This is a genomic window from Rhodospirillaceae bacterium (genome assembly GCA_016712715.1).
Classification (GTDB): Bacteria; Pseudomonadota; Alphaproteobacteria; order Dongiales; family Dongiaceae; genus Dongia.
Genome location: JADJQM010000001.1, coordinates 142819 through 160755, shown reverse-complemented (window position 1 = coordinate 160755; position 17937 = coordinate 142819). Strand labels below are relative to the sequence as shown.

Here is a 17937-nt window from a genome sequence, read left to right as displayed (position 1 = left end):
TTGTACTTTTTTCCACCTGATATTGGCCCCGGAAGCTGGAGATGACGGGATGGTAAATCCCCTCGCGGATGAGCCGGCGACCAATGCCATGATCCGCCTGCGCCAGATCGGGCTGGCGACAGCCGGCTTGGGCGTGACGATCGCCGATTGTCTGCCCATCCTGCGCCCAGATCTCGACCCGCAGCCCGTGCCGGTCGCCGTCGCCTGGCTGGCCCTGGCGTTTCCCCTGTTGGTGCCGGCCAGCATCATCGACCGCTTGCCCGCTTTTCACAGCATTGCACGGCGCGACCTGCTGGTGGGTCCGGCCATCATCATGGCCCTGGTCCTGTTCCCGGCCCTCACGGCCTTCGGCTGGATCGGGATCGGCTTCGCCGCTGTCGCCACGGCAATCGCGCTGGTCGATCACATCGTCGCCTGCATCGACCGCTGCGGCATTGATCTCCTGTGGCTGTGGATCCCCGTCATCCTGCTGGCCGGACTGGCCGTCGCCCATTTCGGGGCGCAGCCGGCGATGGAGGCGGCCTTCGGCGCCTGGGTCGATGTGCTGAAAGTGCCGGATGGCGGCGCCAGCGATGCGCGCATCATCATGCTGGTGGTGGCGTTGCCATTTCTGGTGGCCTGCCTCGCCATGGCGGGAACGCTGATCGGCGGCACGCTCCGCGAGCACAGCACGACCTCGATCGTGGTCTTGCTCATGGCGCTGTTCCTCGCTGTCACCCTCCCCTCGCTCGGCCTCGGTCCCAGTTCCCTGGTCAACGGCACCATGCTGCTGGCCGCGGCGGTACTGGCCCTCGGCATCGCGCCCCTGTTTGTGCTCGCGGCAGATCCCAGCGCCGAGCCGCCGGTGCCCGAAGGTGTGATCTGGGGTTTTGCCCTGGCACTCGTGCTGATCCTTTCCGCCCTCGATAGCGCGGTAGGCCTCACCTGGGCCGTCGTGCTGCTGGCCTGGATCAACCGACACTACGGCGTCAAGGCACGGTTCTTTCAGGTCATGCTGGGTGCGTCGCTTGTCATCTGGGCGGTGATCGAAACCCTGATGGGCGGCTGGCAGATGATCGCTGACGCCTCGCCCCTCAACATGGCCTTCGTCGCGACACTCTGGGTGGAAGGACGTACATCCTTGCTCGTCGGCAGCCATGTCATCGTCATTTCGACCTTGATGCTGACCGCGATCGGGTTCCAGCGCGGTGCGGTGGATGTGCGCAAATATGCAATCCTCACCTTGCTGGTGGCTCTGGTGGCGATCGACCTGCTGGTCTTGCTTGTCGGTTTCGCCGAGGCTCAGGCCCTGCGCTTCCTTGCCGCAGCCGGCTGGCTGGCCATGCCATTCCTGCTCGCCGAGATGCTGGCCCTGCTGCCGGCCGGACCGATCGTCTATCTATTCGGCAAGCGATCCTTCACACGCGGATGACGTGGATCTTGGTGATCGGTTTCTTGTCGTAGTTCTTCTGGAACCAGCGGCGGGCGGCAAGACGTGCGGCCTCCCCCACTTCGCCATCGTCACCGCGCTTGGTATGGGCAAGTTCGCCGAGCGCGCTCTCGATCGCCTGGGCGATCTTGCCGCTGGTGGCGATGGCCTCGTCGCCATCAAGGAGTCCATCGAGCGAGACCTGCGGCGGCGCCAGCAATTTCCCACTGCGATCGACCACCAACGATCCCATGATGACGCCGTTATAGCTCATCCGGTGGCGATGCCGGATCGCCTCACTGTCGACCGGCACAAGAGCCTTGCCGTCGAGCGCCAACCGCCCGGCCTGCACGCGGGCGATGATCTCGGCCGGACCTGGTGCCAGGCGGATAAGCGTGCCGTTCTCCGGCGCCAGCGCCTCCGGCACCTGGCATTGGCGGGCAAAATCCACATGCTCCTTGATGTGCCGCAGCTCGCCATGGACCGGCAGCGCGATGCGCGGGCGCACCATGTGATACATCTCGGCCAGCTCGTCGCGTGCCGGATGCCCAGATACATGCACATCCTCGTCCCGGTCGGTGATGATCTCGACACCGCGCCGGGTGAGGTCATTGTGCAGCCGGTTGATCGAGTTCTCATTCCCCGGAATGACGCGCGACGAAAAGATTGCGGCGTCGCCGGCTTCCAGCGAGACCTGCGGATGCTCGCCCCGCGCGATGCGGGTCAGCGCCGAGCGCGGCTCGCCCTGGCTTCCGGTGCAGATCATGAGGATGTTCTCACGCGGGAAGTAGCCGATATCGTGTTCGGTGACGAAACGCGGCAGATCGGTGAGATAGCCGTTCTCCTGCGCCGATTCCAGCATCCGCCACAACGAGCGGCCGATGAGGGCGCAATGGCGGCCATGCGCCTCCGCCACGCGGGCGATGGTTTCGACGCGCGCGAGGTTGCTGGCGAAGCAGCCGACGGCGACGCGGTTCTTGAGTTCGCCCACCACCTCCATGAGCGACGCCCGCACATCGGCTTCCGACCCTGAGGTGCCCTCGACGAAGACGTTGGTCGAATCGCAGACCATGGCGAGGACGCCGCCATCACCGAGGCGCCGCAGGGTCGCCACATCCGTGGGTTCGCCCAGCAGCGGTTCCGGATCCAGCTTCCAATCGCCCGTATGCAGCACCGCGCCATGCTTGGTGCGGATGACGACCGCATTGGGCTCGGGGATCGAATGGGTAAGCGTGATCAGTTCGACATTGAACGGCCCGATATCCCGGCTGCCCGACATCGGGATGATCGTGATGGGTGCCTGCTTCTCAAGCCCCACTTCGATCAGCTTCCGCCGCAGCACCGATGCCGTGAACGGCGTTGCATAAAGCGGGCAGCGCAGGCGCGACCACAGATAGGGCACCGCGCCGATATGATCTTCATGGGCGTGCGTCAGCACGATGCCGACGAGGTCCGAAGCGCGCTCGGTGATGAATTGCGGATTGGGCATGACGACGTCGATGCCCGGTGTGCTGTCATCGCCGAACGAGATGCCGAGATCCAGCATCAGCCACTTGCCGTCATGGCCGTATAGATTGAGGTTCATGCCGATCTCGCCGGACCCACCCAAAGGCAGGAACAGCAATTCGTCGGGACCTGGCTTAAAGGGATCGCTCATTGGCTGTTACGGCGATAGATCTCGACCAGCCCCCGCATGGTGATGTCAGGATCGAGATGAGTGATGACCGGCTTCTGCCCGTGGAACAACGGTGCGAGGCCACCGGTTGCCACCACATCGAGCGGGCCGCCGAATTCGTCCGAGATGCGCCGCACCATGCCTTCCACAAGGCCGACATAGCCCCAGAAGATGCCGGACTGCATCGCCTCGGTGGTACTCTTGCCGATGACGCGGGCCGGCCGCTCGACCACGATGCGCGGCAGCATGGCGGTGGCGCTGTGCAGGATCTCGACACTGAGCACGATGCCGGGCGCGATGGCGCCGCCAATGTAATTGCCTTCCTGGTCAACGACGTCGAAGGTCGTGGCCGTGCCGAAATCAACGACGATCAGCGGCTTGCCGTCATAGGTCATGTGGCCGCCCACGGCATTGGCCAAGCGGTCGGCACCCACGGTCGACATGGGGATATCCATCTTGACCTCGATGCCGAGTTTTACCGATGGATCGCCCACAACCAGCGGCTTGGTGCCGAGATGGCTTTCGCACAGCATGTTGAGATGGAACAGGGATTGCGGCACCACGGTCGCGATGATCGCGGCATCGATCGATTTCAGCGACAGGCCCTTCATCGTCATCAGCTGGTTGAGCCAGACGACATATTGGTCGGCGGTGCGACCGGCCTCGGTCTTGATGCGCCAGTCCCCGAGCGATTTGGCGCCCACGGATCTCGCGCCGTCATAGACGGAGAATTTCACATTGGTGTTGTTGGCGTTGATGGCGAGCAGCATCAGCTTCTTTCCGGATTTCGGTGGTGCATTCTAGCGTTGGGGCACAAAGATATCACCGGCGGCGATCCGCCGACTGGAGCCGTCGGAAAGCGCCATGACCAGCGTGCCATCGGCCTCGATATCGTCAAACCGGCCCGAGACCTCTTCCTTCTCAAGCCGCGCCAGCACAGTTTCGCCAAGACCGGCACCATGCGCCAGCCAATCGACCCGCAAGGCCGCAAACCCCTGGCGCAGCCAGGATTCATAGAGCGGCCGGAACTCTGCCAGCAGCAAGTCGAGGGCCTGGTCAGGTGTCAGGCTAGGGCCGCCGGCCGCCAGCAGGTCCGTGGTCGGATAGAGGCCTGCCGGTGGATGGTGGCGCAGATTGACGCCCATGCCCAGGACCAGCCAGTCGACCTTGCCCCCTGTGACGCCGCCCGATTCAAGCAGGATGCCGGAGATCTTGCAGCCATCGACCAGCACGTCGTTGGGCCATTTGTGCAGTACTGGTACCGGCAGGACCGCGCGCAGCAACCGCCCCAGGGCAATCGCCGCGACGAAGCCCAACGTCGCCGCGTCGGCTGGCGATTTCCCCGGCCGCAACAGTATCGAGACATAAAGATTTCCCGGCTCCGACACCCAGTTGCGACCGCGGCGGCCACGGCCGGCGGTTTGCAAGCCGGCGCGGAGCACAAGGCCCGCTTCGGCACCGGCCAGCGCCCGGCGCTTCAGCTCTTCATTGGTGCTGTCGATTTCCGCAACGCTCTCGACGCGGAAGATCAGGCTCATTCGGCGAAGAGCACGCTCGCGGCGCTGTCCGAGAGATCGAAGAACGGGGCACCCGCGATGAAGCCGAAGCTGATCACGAACACCGTCCCGATGAGCACCAGACGCAAAGTGGGCGTCACTCGGTCGAAGGCTTCGGCCGGTTCGTCGAAGAACATGACCTTGATGATGCGGATGTAATAGTAAGCTGACACCACGCTGGCCAGCACGCCGATCACCGCGACCACATTTAGACCGGCCTGGATCGCCGCCAGGAACACGAACCATTTGCCGAAGAAGCCGGCGAAGGGCGGAATGCCGGCCATCGAGAACATGAAGATCGCGAGTGCTGCGGCAAGGCCCGGCTGGGTGCGGCTGAGGCCGGCAAGATCGCTGATCTGCTCGACCGCTTCGCCGCGCCGACGCATGGCAAGGATCACGGCAAAGGCGCCGATCGTCATCACGACATAGATCGACATATAAATGAGGAGCCCGGAGATGCCCTCTTGCGTCCCGCTGGCAAGGCCCACCAGCGCATAGCCGACATTACCGATCGAGGAGTAAGCCATCAGGCGCTTGATGTTCTTCTGGCCGATGGCGGCGACGGCGCCGAGGATCATCGAGGCCACGGCAATGAAGATGATGATCTGGCTGCCACTGGTCGACCAAATCTCCGAACGGACCGACCAGTACCCTGGCAAAAAGCGTGATCGCCGCGACCTTGGGGGCCGCTGCAAAGAAGGCTGTGATCGGCGTGGGTGCCCCTTCATAGACGTCCGGCGTCCACATGTGGAATGGCACCGCCGAAACCTTGAAGGCGAGGCCCGCGCACAGGAATACGATACCGACGATGAGACCGAGCGACGCCTCGCCGCTGAGCGATGTCGCCAGCACCGAGAAGCTGGTCGATCCCGTGAAGCCATAGATCAGCGACGAACCGTAGAGCAGCATGCCGGAGGAAAGCGCGCCGAGGACGAAGTATTTGAGACCGGCTTCAGTCGATTTCACCGTGTCGCGCCGGATGGCCGCCACCACATAGAGCGCCAACGATTGCAGCTCCAGGCCGACATAAAGCGAGATGAGATCGTTGGCCGAGATCATCAGCGCCATGCCGAGACTGGCCATCAGCATGAGGAGCGGCAACTCGAACCGCGCCATCCCCTCTCGCTCGGCATAGTCCAGCGACATGACGATGGCCAGCGCCGCCGCCCCGAAGGACAGCACCTTGGCAAAACGCGCATAGTCGTCGGCCACGAACAGGCCGTGGAAAGCAAGGCCGTCGGCGGAGTCGGTGATCGCCAGGACCATCGCCACCACCAAGGACGCGACACTGGCCCAGGCGACGAGGCGGGTATGACGATCGCCGAGCGACACGCCGATGACGAGCAGGGCCAAGGCGGCTATGGCAAGGAAGATCTCCGGTCGGGCGAGACCCAGATTGAGATCGATGAACGAATTCATGGCGTGGCTATCCTTGCCTTACGGAGTTGTCGCAGCGGGATCAGCCGCGATCGCTTCCATGCGCGGACCGTAATCCTGGATGAAATCAGTCACCGTCGGCCCGAAGATCGAGGTGAAGCTGATCGGATAAATGCCCATCCAGAACACGAGCAGCAGGAGCGGCGCGAAGATCACCTTCTCGCGCAACGAAAGATCGAGCATGGTCTTCAAATCTTCCTTGACCAGCTCGCCGAAAATAATGCGGCGATAGAGCCACAGCATGTAGGCGGCACCGAGGATGACACCAGTCGCGATCAGCAGCGCCACCAGGGTGTTGTCCTTGAACACGCCGACCATCACCAGAAACTCGCCAATGAAACCGCTGGTGCCCGGCAGGCCCACAGAGGCCATGGTGAAGATCATGAACACCACGGCATATTTCGGCATGCGGTGCACAAGGCCGCCATAGCGCGCGATCTCGCGCGTGTGCAGCCGGTCATAGATGACGCCGACGCACAGAAACAAAGCGCCCGACACAACACCGTGCGAAAGCATCTGGAACAGGGCACCTTCGAGACCCTGCTGGGTCATCGAGAAGATGCCCGCGGTGACAAAGCCCATATGCGCCACGGACGAATAGGCGATGAGCTTCTTGATGTCGGTCTGCACCAGCGCAATGAGCGAGGTGTAGATGACCGCCACCACACTCAAGGCATAGACGAGCGGGGTGAAATAGGCCGAGGCCTCGGGCAGCATCGGGATCGAGAAGCGCAGGAAACCGTAGGCACCCATCTTCAGGAGCACACCGGCCAGGATGACCGAACCGGCAGTCGGCGCTTCCACATGGGCATCCGGCAACCACGTATGGACCGGCCACATCGGCACCTTGACCGCAAACGAAGCGAACAATGCCAGCCACAGCCAGTTCTGGATGGCAGGATCGAACCGGTAGGCCATCAGGGTCGGAATGTCGGATGTCCCGGCGATGGTGTACATGGCGAGGATCGCCAGCAGCATCAGCACCGAACCTGCCAGCGTAAACAGGAAGAACTTGATCGAGGCATATACGCGCCGCGGACCGCCCCAGATGCCGATGATGAGATACATCGGGATCAGCACGGCTTCGAAGAAGATGTAGAAGGCCACGAAGTCGAGGGCGCAGAAGGTACCGACCATCATCGTCTCGAGGCCGAGAAAGGCGATCATGTACTCCTTGACGCGCTTCTCGATCGATTCCCAGCTGGCCAGGATGCAGATCGGCGTCAGCAGGGTGGAGAGCAGCACGAAGGTCATCGAAATGCCATCGATGCCCATGTGATAGTTGATGCCGAGCAGCGGCAGCCAATCCATTTTCTCGACGAACTGGAAGCCGACCACCGACCGGTCGAACTGGAACCAGATTACCAGCGAGACGGCAAAGGTGATGAGCGACGTCCACAGCGCGATGTACCGCGCGTTGCGCGCGACTGATCCCGCCTCACCCTTCAGCATGAGGATGAGCGCCGCTCCCAAAAGCGGCAGGAAGGTCGTCAGGCTGAGGATGGGCATGCTGCCGCTCATCAAATCTCTCACTTACCAAAGGCGAAAATATACCAGCTGACCATGGCGACGATGCCGATCAGCATGACGAAGGCGTAATGATAGACATAGCCGGACTGCAAGGCGCTCGCGCGCTTGGCGAACCACGAACCGGTCAACCAGGCAAACCCGTCAACCGCGCCATCGACGATTGCGCCGTCGCCCTTCTTCCACAGGAAGCGGCCCAAGCCCTTCGCCGGGTTGACGAAGATCGCGTCATAGAGCTCGTCGAAATACCATTTGTTGTAGGACATCAGGTAAAGCGGCTTGAGCGCACCCGCGATCGCGGCCGGCAGACCCTTCTGCACTAGATACGCATAGGTGGCAAAGAGGATACCGATGACGCCTGCCGCCAAGGGCAGCAGCTTCACCCACAACGGCACATCATGGGCGTGATGCGGCACTTCGTTGGTGGCGGCGAAATGGATCGCCTGGCCCCAGAAATGCTCCATCTCCGTGCCCACGAAGCTCTCATGCCACACGAAGCCTGTGAGGATGGCGCCAGCGGCCAGCACGAAGAGCGGGGCCAGCATGACCCAGGGGCTCTCATGGACATGGTGCATCACGTCATGCGACGCGCGCGGCTTGTTGTGGAACGTCATGTAGATGAGGCGCCAGGAGTAGAACGCCGTCATCACCGCACCGATGATGCCGAGCCAGAAAGCATACATGCCGACACTGCTATGGGCGGCGAAGGCCGATTCAAGGATGCTGTCCTTGGAATAGAAACCGGCGAAACCGAAACCAGGAAAGCCGAGGAACGCCGGAATGCCGACACCGGCGAGCGCGATGTTGCCGATCCACATCAAGGTGTAGGTGGTCGGGATGAGCTTGTAAATGCCGCCCATCTTGCGCATGTCCTGCTCGCCCGACATCGCATGGATGACGGAGCCGGCGCAGAGGAACAGCAGCGCCTTGAAGAAGGCGTGGGTGAAGAGGTGGAACATGCCGGCGCCATAGGCGCCGACACCGGCTGCAAAGAACATGTAGCCGAGCTGCGAGCAGGTCGAATAGGCAATGACCCGCTTGATGTCGTTCTGCGTCAGGCCCACCGTCGCCGCGAAAAAGGCGGTCGAAGCGCCGACCACCGTCACAACTTCCTTGGCATAGGGCGCGTATTCGAACATCGGCGACAGGCGGCAGACCATGAACACGCCGGCCGTCACCATGGTCGCGGCATGGATGAGGGCCGAGACCGGCGTCGGGCCTTCCATCGCGTCCGGCAGCCAGGTGTGGAGGAAGAGCTGCGCCGACTTGCCCATGGCGCCCACGAACAGCAGCAGGCAGAGCGCTGTCAGCGTATCGACCTCGTAGCCGATGAAGTTGAAGGTGGGCGGCGTCTGGCCGGCGATGATCGTGTCGAACAGCGGCTTGAACTCGACCGTGTTGAACACCAGGAACACACCCATGATGCCGAGTGCGAAACCGAAATCGCCGACACGGTTGACCAGGAACGCCTTGATGGCGGCGGCATTGGCGGTCGGCCTGTCATACCAGAAGCCGATGAGCAGGTAGGAGCTGAGGCCCACCCCTTCCCAGCCAAAGAACATCTGGATGAAATTGTCCGCCGTCACCAGCATCAGCATGCAGAAGGTGAAGAACGACAGATAGGCCATGAAGCGCGGCACCGATTTGTCGTGGTGCATATAGCCGATCGAATAGACATGGACCATGGCGGAGACGGTCGTCACCACGATCAGCATCACGGCCGAGAGCTGGTCGATGCGCACGGCCCAGGCGGCGCGGAAGCTGCCGGTTTCGAACCAGGTGAAGAGTTCCGTGGTGCGTGTGGCACCGCTGCCGGTCACATCGAAGAAGGTGATCCAGGAAATGACCATCACGGCCAGCATGAGGCCGGAGGTGATCCATTGCGCGGCATGATCGCCGATGCGGCGATTGCCGATCCCGGCGATGAGAGCGCCCAGCAGCGGAAGGGCGACGATGGCGACGTCGAGAGTCATGTCAGCCCTTCATCATGTTGACGTCCTCGACGGCGATCGAGCCGCGAGTCCGGAAGAAGACCACAAGGATGGCGAGGCCGATGGCGGCCTCGGCGGCAGCCACGGTCAGGACCAGCATGGCGAAGACCTGCCCCACCATGTCGCCCAGGAAATGCGAAAACGCCACCAGATTGACGTTGACCGAGAGCAGCATCAGTTCGATCGACATCAGCAGGATGATGACGTTCTTCCGGTTGAGGAAGATGCCAAAGATGCCGATCGTGAACAGGATCGCCGATAGCGTCAGGTAATGCTCGATGCCGATCGCCGTCATTTGACACCTCCAGAAGCACCCTGTCCGGTCTTGACCTTGGTGAGTTCGACCGAGCTGCGGTCGCGCAGGACCTGGTCGCCGATGCGCTGGCGGCGCACGCCGATGCGTTCGCGGTGGGTGAGCACGATGGCGCCCATCATGGCGACGAGCAGCACCAGTCCCGCCACCTGGAACAGGTAGAAATACTGGGTGTACATGATGTTGCCGAGTGCTTCGGTATTGGTGACTTGGTCGATGGCCGGTGTCGGCGCGGAGGGGGCCGCGGTGCCGAGGCTTGTCCCGGTCATGACGAAGATCAGTTCCGCGGCAAGGATCACACCGACCACGGCGCCCACCGGCAGGTACCGCACGAAGCCCTGGCGCAACTCGACGAAATTGATGTCGAGCATCATGACGACGAACAGGAACAGGACGGCGACGGCGCCGACATAGACGACGACCAGCATCATCGCCAGGAACTCGGCACCGATGAGGACGAAGAGTGCCGCCACGTTGAAGAAGGTCAGAATCAGGAACAGCACCGAGTAGACCGGATTGCGGTTGCCGACCACCAGCAGCGCCGACACGACGGCGATTGCGGCAAAGACATAAAAGGCGATGGTCTCGACGATCATCTAACTGTTCTCCCCCACCCTATCCCGATCAGCGATAAGGCGCGTCGGCGGCGATATTGCCGGCAATTTCCGCTTCCCAGCGCTCGCCGTTCCGCAGCAGCTTGTCCTTGTTGTAGAACAGCTCCTCGCGGGTCTCGGTGGCAAACTCGAAATTCGGTCCCTCGACGATCGCATCCACCGGGCAGGCCTCCTGGCAGAAGCCGCAGTAGATGCACTTGGTCATGTCGATGTCATAGCGCGTCGTGCGGCGGCTGCCGTCGTCGCGCGGCTCGGCCTCGATGGTGATGGCCTGGGCCGGGCAGATCGCCTCGCACAGCTTGCAGGCGATGCAGCGTTCTTCGCCATTGGCGTAGCGGCGCAAGGCATGTTCGCCGCGGAAGCGGGGGGATATCGGCCCCTTTTCGTAGGGGTAGTTGATCGTCACCTTCTCCTTGAAGAGATAGCTGAAGGTGAGCGCCATACCCGAGACCAGCTCCCAGAGCAGGAACGACTTCGCCGTGCGGATCATTGACATGAAGCGGCTCCTCAGTTGCTGGCCGGCACGGTGGTATCCACCGCGGGGGCTGGCAGGATGTTGCCTTTCTTCGGCAGGCTGTCCGTCGCGAGCAGCACGCCCGCGGTCAGGATCACCATCACCAGAGAAAGCGGCAGGAAAACTTTCCAGCCCAGGCGCATGAGCTGGTCATAGCGATAGCGCGGGAAGGTGGCACGCACCCAGACGAAGCTGAAGGCGATGAAGCTGGCTTTCCCTGCGAACCAGACCCAGCCGGGGATCCAGGTGAAGGGCGCAAAGTCGAACGGCGCCTGCCAACCGCCCAGGAACAGGAGCGCCGTCATGGCGCTCATCATCCAGATATTGGCGTATTCGCCGAGGAAGAAGAGCGCGAAGGTAAAGGCTGAATATTCCGAGAAGTAACCGGCCACCAGTTCCGATTCCGCTTCCGGCAGATCGAAGGGCGGGCGGTTGGTTTCGGCGAGACCCGAAATGTAAAAGACTACGAACATCGGCAGCAGCGGTATGCAGAACCACCAGGTCTCCTGCGCCTTGACGATGTCGGAGAGGTTCAGCGAACCGACGCAGAGCAGCACGGTGATGATCACGAAGCCGATCGAGACTTCGTAGGAGACCATCTGTGCCGCCGACCGCAGCGCGCCCAGGAAAGGGTATTTCGAGTTCGAGGCCCAGCCGGCGAGCACGATGCCGTATACGCCCAGCGACGAGATCGCGAACAGATAGAGGATACCGACATTGAGATCGGCCAGCACCACGCCGTCATCGAACGGAATAACCGCCCAGGAGATGAGCGAGAGGATGAAGGTGATCATCGGCGCCACGACGAAGGCGACGCGGTTGGCACCCGACGGGATGATGGTTTCCTTGAACAGCAGCTTCACACCGTCGGCGATCGGCTGCAGCAGGCCGAAGGGGCCGACCACGTTCGGGCCACGGCGGATCTGCATCGCCGCCATGATCTTGCGTTCGGCCAGGGTGAGATAGGCTACGGCCAGCAGGAGCGGCACGATGATGCACAGGATCATCAGCACCGTGAAGATCGTGGTGCCGAGATAGGGACCGAAGGTCGATGTAAAGAACTCAGCCATGGGTGCCCGTCTTTCCGCCCGCGGCCGGCTGCACGAAACGCTCGGTGCATTGCGCCATCGTCGCCGAGGCGCGGCTGATCGGATCGGTCATGTAATAGTTGCTGATGGCGGGACGGAAATGATCGCGTCCCACTTCGCCCTGGCCGCCGAAGTTGGTCCAGGTGGCGGGGTCGATCGCCCCCAACCGCTGGAAGCGCGGGTAAGCCTGGTAAAGCTTGCGGCGCAATTGCTCCAGCGTGTCGAAACCGAGCTTCTTGCCGACGGTCTCTGAGAGCGCGCGCAGGATGCTCCAATCGGCCTTCGCATCGCCCGGCGGGAAGATCGCAAGACGGCCGAGCTGGGCGCGCCCTTCGATGTTCATGTAAGTGCCGTCCTTCTCGGTGTAAGCGGCACCAGGCAGCACGACATCGGCACGGTGCGCGCCACGATCGCCATGATGGCCCTGATAGATGACGAAGGCGGAACCGAGGCGGTTGGTATCGATCTCGTCGGCTGCCAGCAGGTAGACGATCTCGATCTCGCCCTTCTGCGCGCCGTCGAGAATGCCGTTCACATCACGGCCACCGGCCTGCGGCACGAAGCCGAGCTCAAGACCGCCGACGCGGGCGGCTGCGGTCTGCAGCACGTTGAAGCCGTTCCAGCCCTCGCGCACGACATTGCAGCTGTCGGCAAGTTTGCGGGCAAGACCCAGCACGGCGGCGCCATCGGGGCGGGTGAGCACGCCCTGCCCCACGATGATCATCGGCGCCTTGGCGTTCTTCAAGGTCTCGGCAAAGCTGTTGCCGCCGGACGCGATCTGTCCCAGCGTCTCGGCGCCGGCACCCAGCATCTCGACCGGATAGGTGAGGTCGCCCACGGCGCCAACGCTCGCGACCTTGAGGCCGCCCTTGAGGTGCCGCTTGCGAATGCGAGCGTTCAGGACCGGCGCTTCCCAGCGCGGATTGGTACCGACCAGCAAAATCACATCGGCCTTGTCGATTCCGGCGATGGTGCTGTTGAACAGATAGGAGGCACGGTTGGTCGCATCCAGTGCTGCGCCATCCTGGCGACAATCGATGTTGGGCGACCCCAACGAGACCATCAACTCCTTAAGGGCAAACATGCTTTCCGCATCGCACTGATCCCCAGCGATGGCGGCGATCCGTTTGCCGTCGACACCTTTGACACGTGCGGCGATGGCGGCGAACGCCTCGCCCCAGCTCGCGGGCTTGAGTTTGCCGCTTTCGCGCACGAAGGGACGATCAAGGCGCTGGCGCTTCAAGCCATCCACCCAGAAGCGGCCCTTATCGGCCATCCACTCTTCGTTCACGTCTTCATTAAGGCGCGGCAGCACGCGCAGCACTTCGCGGCCGCGTGAATCGATGCGGACATTGACGCCGACGGCATCCGCCACATCGACCGATTCCGTTTTAGTCAATTCCCAGGGACGCGCCGTGAAGGCATAGGGCTTAGAGGTCAGCGCACCCACCGGGCAGAGGTCGATGAGATTGCCCGAGAGTTCCGAGGCAATGCCCTTCTCGACATAGGTCGTGACTTCCATGTGTTCGCCGCGCGAGGTGGCGCCCAGCACTTCGACGCCGGCGACTTCGGTCGCAAAGCGGATGCAACGGGTGCATTGGATGCAGCGTGTCATCTCGGTCTTCACAAGGGGCCCGAGATCCTTGTCGGTGACGGCGCGCTTTTCTTCCTGATAGCGCGAGAAACTCTTGCCGAAAGCGACCGCCTGGTCCTGCAGATCGCATTCGCCGCCCTGATCGCAGATCGGGCAATCGAGCGGGTGGTTGATCAACAGGAATTCCATGACGCCCTTGCGGGCCTTCTGCACCAGCGGGCTGTCGGTCTTGATCACCATGCCTTCGGCAACCGGCATGGCGCAGGAGGCAACCGGCTTCGGCGCCTTTTCCTGCTCAACAAGGCACATGCGGCAATTGCCGGCCACCGACAGGCGTTCGTGATAGCAGAAGCGCGGGATTTCCTTGCCGGCGAGCTCGCAGGCCTGCAGGACGGTAATGCCGCCCGGCACCTCGATCTCGACACCATCGATCGTCATCTTCGGCATGATCTTAGATCCCTACTCCCCAGCCCTATTCGGCCGCTTGACGGCCACGGAAGTCGCGCATGCGCTGCTCGACCACCGGGCGGAAATGACGCATCAAACCCTGGATCGGCCATGCCGCGGCATCGCCGAGTGCGCAGATCGTGTGACCTTCGATCTGCTTGGAAATCTCCAGCAGCATGTCGATCTCGGACGGATCGGCATCGCCCTTCACGAAGCGCGTCATGATGCGGAACATCCAGCCGGTGCCCTCGCGGCACGGCGTGCACTGGCCGCAGCTCTCATGCATGTAGAAATGCGCAAAGCGCGTGATCGCTTCGATGAGGTCGGTCGACTTGTCCATGACGATGACCGCCGCGGTACCAAGCCCCGACTGCACCGCGCGCAGCGAATCGAAATCCATCAGCACATCGTCGCAGATCGATTTGGGCAGCATCGGCACTGACGAGCCGCCGGGGATGACCGCCAGCAGATTGTCCCATCCGCCACGCACACCACCGCAATGCTTGTCGATAAGTTCGCGCAGCGGAATGCCCATCTCTTCTTCGACATTGCAGGGCTTGTTCACATGGCCCGAGACGCAGAACAACTTGGTGCCGACATTCTTCGGCCGGCCGAGACCCGCAAACCAGGTCGGCCCACGCCGCAGAATGGTCGGTGTCACCGCGATGGTCTCGACATTGTTGACCGTGGTGGGCGAACCGTAGAGGCCGCAGGCGGCCGGGAATGGCGGCTTCAGGCGCGGTTGGCCCTTCTTGCCCTCTAGGCTTTCGATGAGTGCCGATTCCTCGCCGCAGATATAGGCGCCGGCACCTCGATGCAGGAAGACGTCGAAATTGTAGCCCGAGCCGCTCGCGTTCTTGCCGATGAGACCGGCATCATAGGCCTCGTCGATCGCGGCCTGGACGTGCTTCGCTTCCTGGTAGAACTCGCCGCGGATATAGATGTAGGCGGCGACGCAGCGCATGGCGAAACCGGCGATCAGGCAACCTTCGATCAGCATATGCGGATCGAAACGCAGGATCTCGCGATCCTTGCAGGTGCCGGGCTCGGACTCGTCGGCGTTGATGACGAGATAGGACGGCCGCCCATCGTTCACCTTGGGCATGAAGGACCACTTCATACCGGTGGGGAATCCCGCACCGCCGCGGCCGCGCAGTTCCGACGCCTTGATGTCGTCGATAATCTTGTCCGGACCAACATCCAGCAGCGCCTTGGTGTTGTCCCAGATGCCGCGGCGACGTGCGCCGGCGAGGCGCCAATCGTCCTGGCAGTAGATGTTTTTGAAGATGCGATCCTGATCCTGCAACATCGCTCAGTCTCCTGCCATGTCGTAGGTCAAGGGAATATCCTTGAGCGTGGTCGGGCCACCCTCGGCCATCGAGCCGCGACGGCCGTTCTGCGGGCCCTTCTTCGGCTGGCGGCCGGCCGCCAGTTCGTCGAGCACATGGCCCAGCGATTCCGGGGTCAGGTCTTCGTAGAAGTCATCGTTGATCTGCACCATCGGCGCATTGCAGCAGGCGCCGAGGCACTCGACTTCCATGACACTGAACAACCCGTCCTGGGTGACTTCCTTGAAACCGACGCCGAGCTTCTTGTGGAGGAAGCCGGAAAGCGAATCCGACCCGCGCAGCCAGCACGGCGTCGTGCGGCAAACCTGGATCAGGTATTTGCCGACCGGCTTCAGGTTGTACATCGAATAGAAAGTCGCGACCTCATAGACGCGGATCGGCGCCATATCGAGCATGCCGGCGATAACGTCCATCGCGGCGCGCGGGATCCAGCCATGCTGGCGCTGCGCCATGTCGAGGAGCGGCATCACCGCCGAGGGCTGACGGCCATCGGGATATTTGGCGATGATCTTCTTGGCCGCTGCCAGATTTTCCACCGTGAAGGCGAAGCTGTCCGGTTGGACCACGTCGGTGTTCGAAGGAGCACTCATCTGTCGATCTCGCCGAAAACAATGTCGAGGGAGCCGAGGATCGCCACCGAATCCGCCAGCATGTAGCCCTTGCACAGGAAGTCCATGGCCTGAAGATGCGGGAAGCCGGGCGCCCGGATCTTGCAGCGGTACGGCCTGTTGCTGCCGTCCGACACCAGATAGACGCCGAACTCGCCCTTGGGCGCTTCGACGGCGGTATAAGTTTCGCCGGCCGGCACGTGATAGCCCTCGGTATAGAGCTTGAAGTGATGGATCAAGGCTTCCATCGAGTGCTTCATCTCGCCACGGCTGGGCGGCATCACCTTGTGGTCGGTCGAACTCGCCGGCCCGCCCGGCATCTGCTTGATGCATTGCTGCACGATCTTGAGGCTCTCGCGCATCTCGGCCACCCGGACGAGATAGCGGTCGTAGCAATCGCCATGCTTGCCCACGGGAATGTCGAATTCCATCCGGTCATAGACCATGTAGGGCTGCGACTTCCGGAGATCCCACGGCACGCCCGAGGCGCGCAGCACGGGACCGGTGAAGCCCCAGGCGATGGCGTCCTCGGCCGAAACCGGGCAGACATCGACCAGGCGCTGCTTGAAGATGCGGTTGTTGGTGAGCAGCCCTTCCATATCGTCGACGACCTTGGGGAACTTCTCGCTCCACGCCCAGAGATCATCAAGAAGACCGGCCGGCAGATCCTGATGCACGCCACCCGGACGATAGTACGCCGCGTGGAGACGCGCGCCCGAGACGCGCTCATAGAATTCCATCAGCAATTCGCGCTGCTCGAACACCCACAGGAACGGCGTGATGGCGCCGACATCCATGGCATAGGCCGGGATGTTGAGGAGATGATTGAGGATGCGCGTCACCTCGTCGAACATCACGCGGATATACTGGCCGCGCAACGGCACTTCGAGGCCCAGCAGCTTTTCGACGGCGAGCACAAAGGCATGCTCCTGGCACATCGGGCTGACGTAATCGAGGCGATCGAAATACGGAATGGCCTGGGTATAAGTCTTGTATTCGATCAGCTTCTCGGTGCCACGGTGCAGCAGGCCGATATGCGGATCGACCCGGCGCACGACTTCACCGTCCATCTCCATGACCATGCGCAGAACACCGTGGGCCGCGGGATGCTGCGGCCCGAAATTCATGGTCATCGGTTTGATATGCGTTTCGGCCATCAGTTTGTCTTCCCGGCGGGCGCTTCGCCCGCCTTCTCGTCACCCGGCAACACAGGTCGCGGCTGCAGCATGCCTTCCCACGGCGACAGGAAATCGAATGAGCGGAATTCCTGCACCAGCTTCACCGGTTCATAGATGACCCGCTTCTGCGTCTCGTCGTAGCGCACTTCGACGTAGCCGGTCAGCGGAAAATCCTTCCGGAACGGATGCCCCTCGAAACCGTAATCCGTGAGGATGCGGCGCAGGTCCGGATTCCCATCGAAGAAGATGCCGTACATGTCATAGGCTTCGCGCTCGAACCAGCCGGCGGCGGGATAGATCTCGACCGCGCTTGGCACGGCGTCATCCTCGCCGATCGCAACCTTGACGCGGCAGCGCTGGTTTCTGGTGAGGCTCAGCAGATTGTAGACCACGTCGAAACGCTGGGCGCGGTCGGGATAATCGACGCCGCATACATCGACCAGCATCTTGAACTGGCAATTGCCGTCATCGCGCAGGAAGCCCAGCACACGCTCGATGCGCGCGGCCGGCACATAGACCATCAATTCGCCAAGGACGACCTCCGTGCGCAGCACGGCGTCACCGAGGGCGGCTGCGATATAGTCGCCAAGCTCGCGATAGACATCTGTCATGATGGTATTGTCCCTACCCTTCCCCTA

15 protein-coding genes and 1 pseudogene are annotated in these 17937 nt (G+C 62.3%); 1 reads left to right on the top strand and 15 read right to left on the bottom strand.

Annotated elements, in window-relative coordinates; all coding sequences use genetic code 11:
* Positions 1-49 precede the first annotated feature (49 nt).
* A complete protein-coding gene (locus IPK59_00860; protein MBK8157410.1) occupies positions 50-1411 on the top strand; it encodes a hypothetical protein in 1362 nt (453 codons plus the stop codon).
* Here IPK59_00860 and IPK59_00855 read toward each other — a convergent pair.
* The 15 genes and pseudogenes from IPK59_00855 to IPK59_00785 form a co-directional block, all read right to left on the bottom strand.
* Positions 1398-3065 (bottom strand): ribonuclease J, encoded by a 1668-nt coding sequence (locus tag IPK59_00855; protein ID MBK8157409.1) that lies wholly within the window; start codon positions 3063-3065, stop codon positions 1398-1400. The two genes, IPK59_00860 and IPK59_00855, sit on opposite strands and share 14 nt — an antisense overlap.
* The gene (locus IPK59_00850; GenBank protein MBK8157408.1) at positions 3062-3853 is read right to left on the bottom strand and encodes a type III pantothenate kinase; all 792 of its coding nucleotides are present in this window, start codon (positions 3851-3853) and stop codon (positions 3062-3064) included. Before IPK59_00850 ends, IPK59_00855 begins: the two co-directional genes overlap by 4 nt.
* Positions 3854-3883: 30 nt before the next feature.
* Positions 3884-4621: a biotin--[acetyl-CoA-carboxylase] ligase gene (locus IPK59_00845; GenBank protein ID MBK8157407.1), complete on the bottom strand. Its 738-nt coding sequence runs from the start codon at positions 4619-4621 to the stop codon at positions 3884-3886.
* Positions 4618-6058 (bottom strand): annotated as a pseudogene (gene nuoN / locus IPK59_00840) (NADH-quinone oxidoreductase subunit NuoN). Before nuoN ends, IPK59_00845 begins: the two are co-directional and overlap by 4 nt.
* Before the next feature lie 18 nt (positions 6059-6076).
* Complete coding sequence (locus IPK59_00835; GenBank protein MBK8157406.1) at positions 6077-7597, bottom strand: NADH-quinone oxidoreductase subunit M; 1521 nt, start codon at positions 7595-7597, stop codon at positions 6077-6079.
* Positions 7598-7605: 8 nt separating this feature from the next.
* A complete protein-coding gene (gene nuoL, locus IPK59_00830; GenBank protein MBK8157405.1) occupies positions 7606-9576 on the bottom strand; it encodes an NADH-quinone oxidoreductase subunit L in 1971 nt (656 codons plus the stop codon).
* Between the two features lies 1 nt (position 9577).
* A complete protein-coding gene (gene nuoK, locus IPK59_00825; GenBank protein ID MBK8157404.1) occupies positions 9578-9889 on the bottom strand; it encodes an NADH-quinone oxidoreductase subunit NuoK in 312 nt (103 codons plus the stop codon).
* Entirely contained in the window at positions 9886-10503 is a 618-nt protein-coding gene (locus IPK59_00820; protein ID MBK8157403.1) for an NADH-quinone oxidoreductase subunit J, read from the bottom strand. Before IPK59_00820 ends, nuoK begins: the two co-directional genes overlap by 4 nt.
* 28 nt (positions 10504-10531) lie before the next feature.
* Positions 10532-11017, bottom strand: coding sequence for an NADH-quinone oxidoreductase subunit NuoI (gene nuoI, locus IPK59_00815; protein MBK8157402.1), 486 nt, complete (start codon positions 11015-11017; stop codon positions 10532-10534).
* A gap of 11 nt (positions 11018-11028) precedes the next feature.
* The gene (gene nuoH, locus IPK59_00810) at positions 11029-12105 is read right to left on the bottom strand and encodes an NADH-quinone oxidoreductase subunit NuoH (protein MBK8157401.1); all 1077 of its coding nucleotides are present in this window, start codon (positions 12103-12105) and stop codon (positions 11029-11031) included.
* Positions 12098-14164 (bottom strand): NADH-quinone oxidoreductase subunit G, encoded by a 2067-nt coding sequence (locus tag IPK59_00805; protein MBK8157400.1) that lies wholly within the window; start codon positions 14162-14164, stop codon positions 12098-12100. The genes nuoH and IPK59_00805 overlap by 8 nt, the downstream gene beginning before the upstream one ends.
* A gap of 25 nt (positions 14165-14189) precedes the next feature.
* Entirely contained in the window at positions 14190-15473 is a 1284-nt protein-coding gene (nuoF, locus tag IPK59_00800) for an NADH-quinone oxidoreductase subunit NuoF (protein ID MBK8157399.1), read from the bottom strand.
* A gap of 3 nt (positions 15474-15476) precedes the next feature.
* On the bottom strand, positions 15477-16103 hold the full coding sequence (gene nuoE / locus IPK59_00795) for an NADH-quinone oxidoreductase subunit NuoE (GenBank protein ID MBK8157398.1): 627 nt from the start codon (positions 16101-16103) through the stop codon (positions 15477-15479).
* On the bottom strand, positions 16100-17278 hold the full coding sequence (locus tag IPK59_00790) for an NADH-quinone oxidoreductase subunit D (GenBank protein MBK8157397.1): 1179 nt from the start codon (positions 17276-17278) through the stop codon (positions 16100-16102). Before IPK59_00790 ends, nuoE begins: the two co-directional genes overlap by 4 nt.
* Positions 17278-17910, bottom strand: coding sequence for an NADH-quinone oxidoreductase subunit C (locus IPK59_00785; GenBank protein MBK8157396.1), 633 nt, complete (start codon positions 17908-17910; stop codon positions 17278-17280). The genes IPK59_00790 and IPK59_00785 overlap by 1 nt, the downstream gene beginning before the upstream one ends.
* Between the last annotated feature and the right edge of the window lie 27 nt (positions 17911-17937).

Excerpts from the sequence above, each read along its gene's own strand:
- IPK59_00860 (MBK8157410.1), top strand. The coding sequence starts at position 50 with ATGGTAAATCCCCTCGCGGATGAGCCGGCGACCAATGCCATGATCCGC.
- IPK59_00855 (MBK8157409.1), bottom strand. The coding sequence starts at position 3,065 with ATGAGCGATCCCTTTAAGCCAGGTCCCGACGAATTGCTGTTCCTGCCT.
- IPK59_00850 (MBK8157408.1), bottom strand. The coding sequence starts at position 3,853 with ATGCTGCTCGCCATCAACGCCAACAACACCAATGTGAAATTCTCCGTC.
- IPK59_00845 (MBK8157407.1), bottom strand. The coding sequence starts at position 4,621 with ATGAGCCTGATCTTCCGCGTCGAGAGCGTTGCGGAAATCGACAGCACC.
- IPK59_00835 (MBK8157406.1), bottom strand. The coding sequence starts at position 7,597 with ATGAGCGGCAGCATGCCCATCCTCAGCCTGACGACCTTCCTGCCGCTT.
- nuoL (MBK8157405.1), bottom strand. The coding sequence starts at position 9,576 with ATGACTCTCGACGTCGCCATCGTCGCCCTTCCGCTGCTGGGCGCTCTC.
- nuoK (MBK8157404.1), bottom strand. The coding sequence starts at position 9,889 with ATGACGGCGATCGGCATCGAGCATTACCTGACGCTATCGGCGATCCTG.
- IPK59_00820 (MBK8157403.1), bottom strand. The coding sequence starts at position 10,503 with ATGATCGTCGAGACCATCGCCTTTTATGTCTTTGCCGCAATCGCCGTC.
- nuoI (MBK8157402.1), bottom strand. The coding sequence starts at position 11,017 with ATGTCAATGATCCGCACGGCGAAGTCGTTCCTGCTCTGGGAGCTGGTC.
- nuoH (MBK8157401.1), bottom strand. The coding sequence starts at position 12,105 with ATGGCTGAGTTCTTTACATCGACCTTCGGTCCCTATCTCGGCACCACG.
- IPK59_00805 (MBK8157400.1), bottom strand. The coding sequence starts at position 14,164 with ATGCCGAAGATGACGATCGATGGTGTCGAGATCGAGGTGCCGGGCGGC.
- nuoF (MBK8157399.1), bottom strand. The coding sequence starts at position 15,473 with ATGTTGCAGGATCAGGATCGCATCTTCAAAAACATCTACTGCCAGGAC.
- nuoE (MBK8157398.1), bottom strand. The coding sequence starts at position 16,103 with ATGAGTGCTCCTTCGAACACCGACGTGGTCCAACCGGACAGCTTCGCC.
- IPK59_00790 (MBK8157397.1), bottom strand. The coding sequence starts at position 17,278 with ATGGCCGAAACGCATATCAAACCGATGACCATGAATTTCGGGCCGCAG.
- IPK59_00785 (MBK8157396.1), bottom strand. The coding sequence starts at position 17,910 with ATGACAGATGTCTATCGCGAGCTTGGCGACTATATCGCAGCCGCCCTC.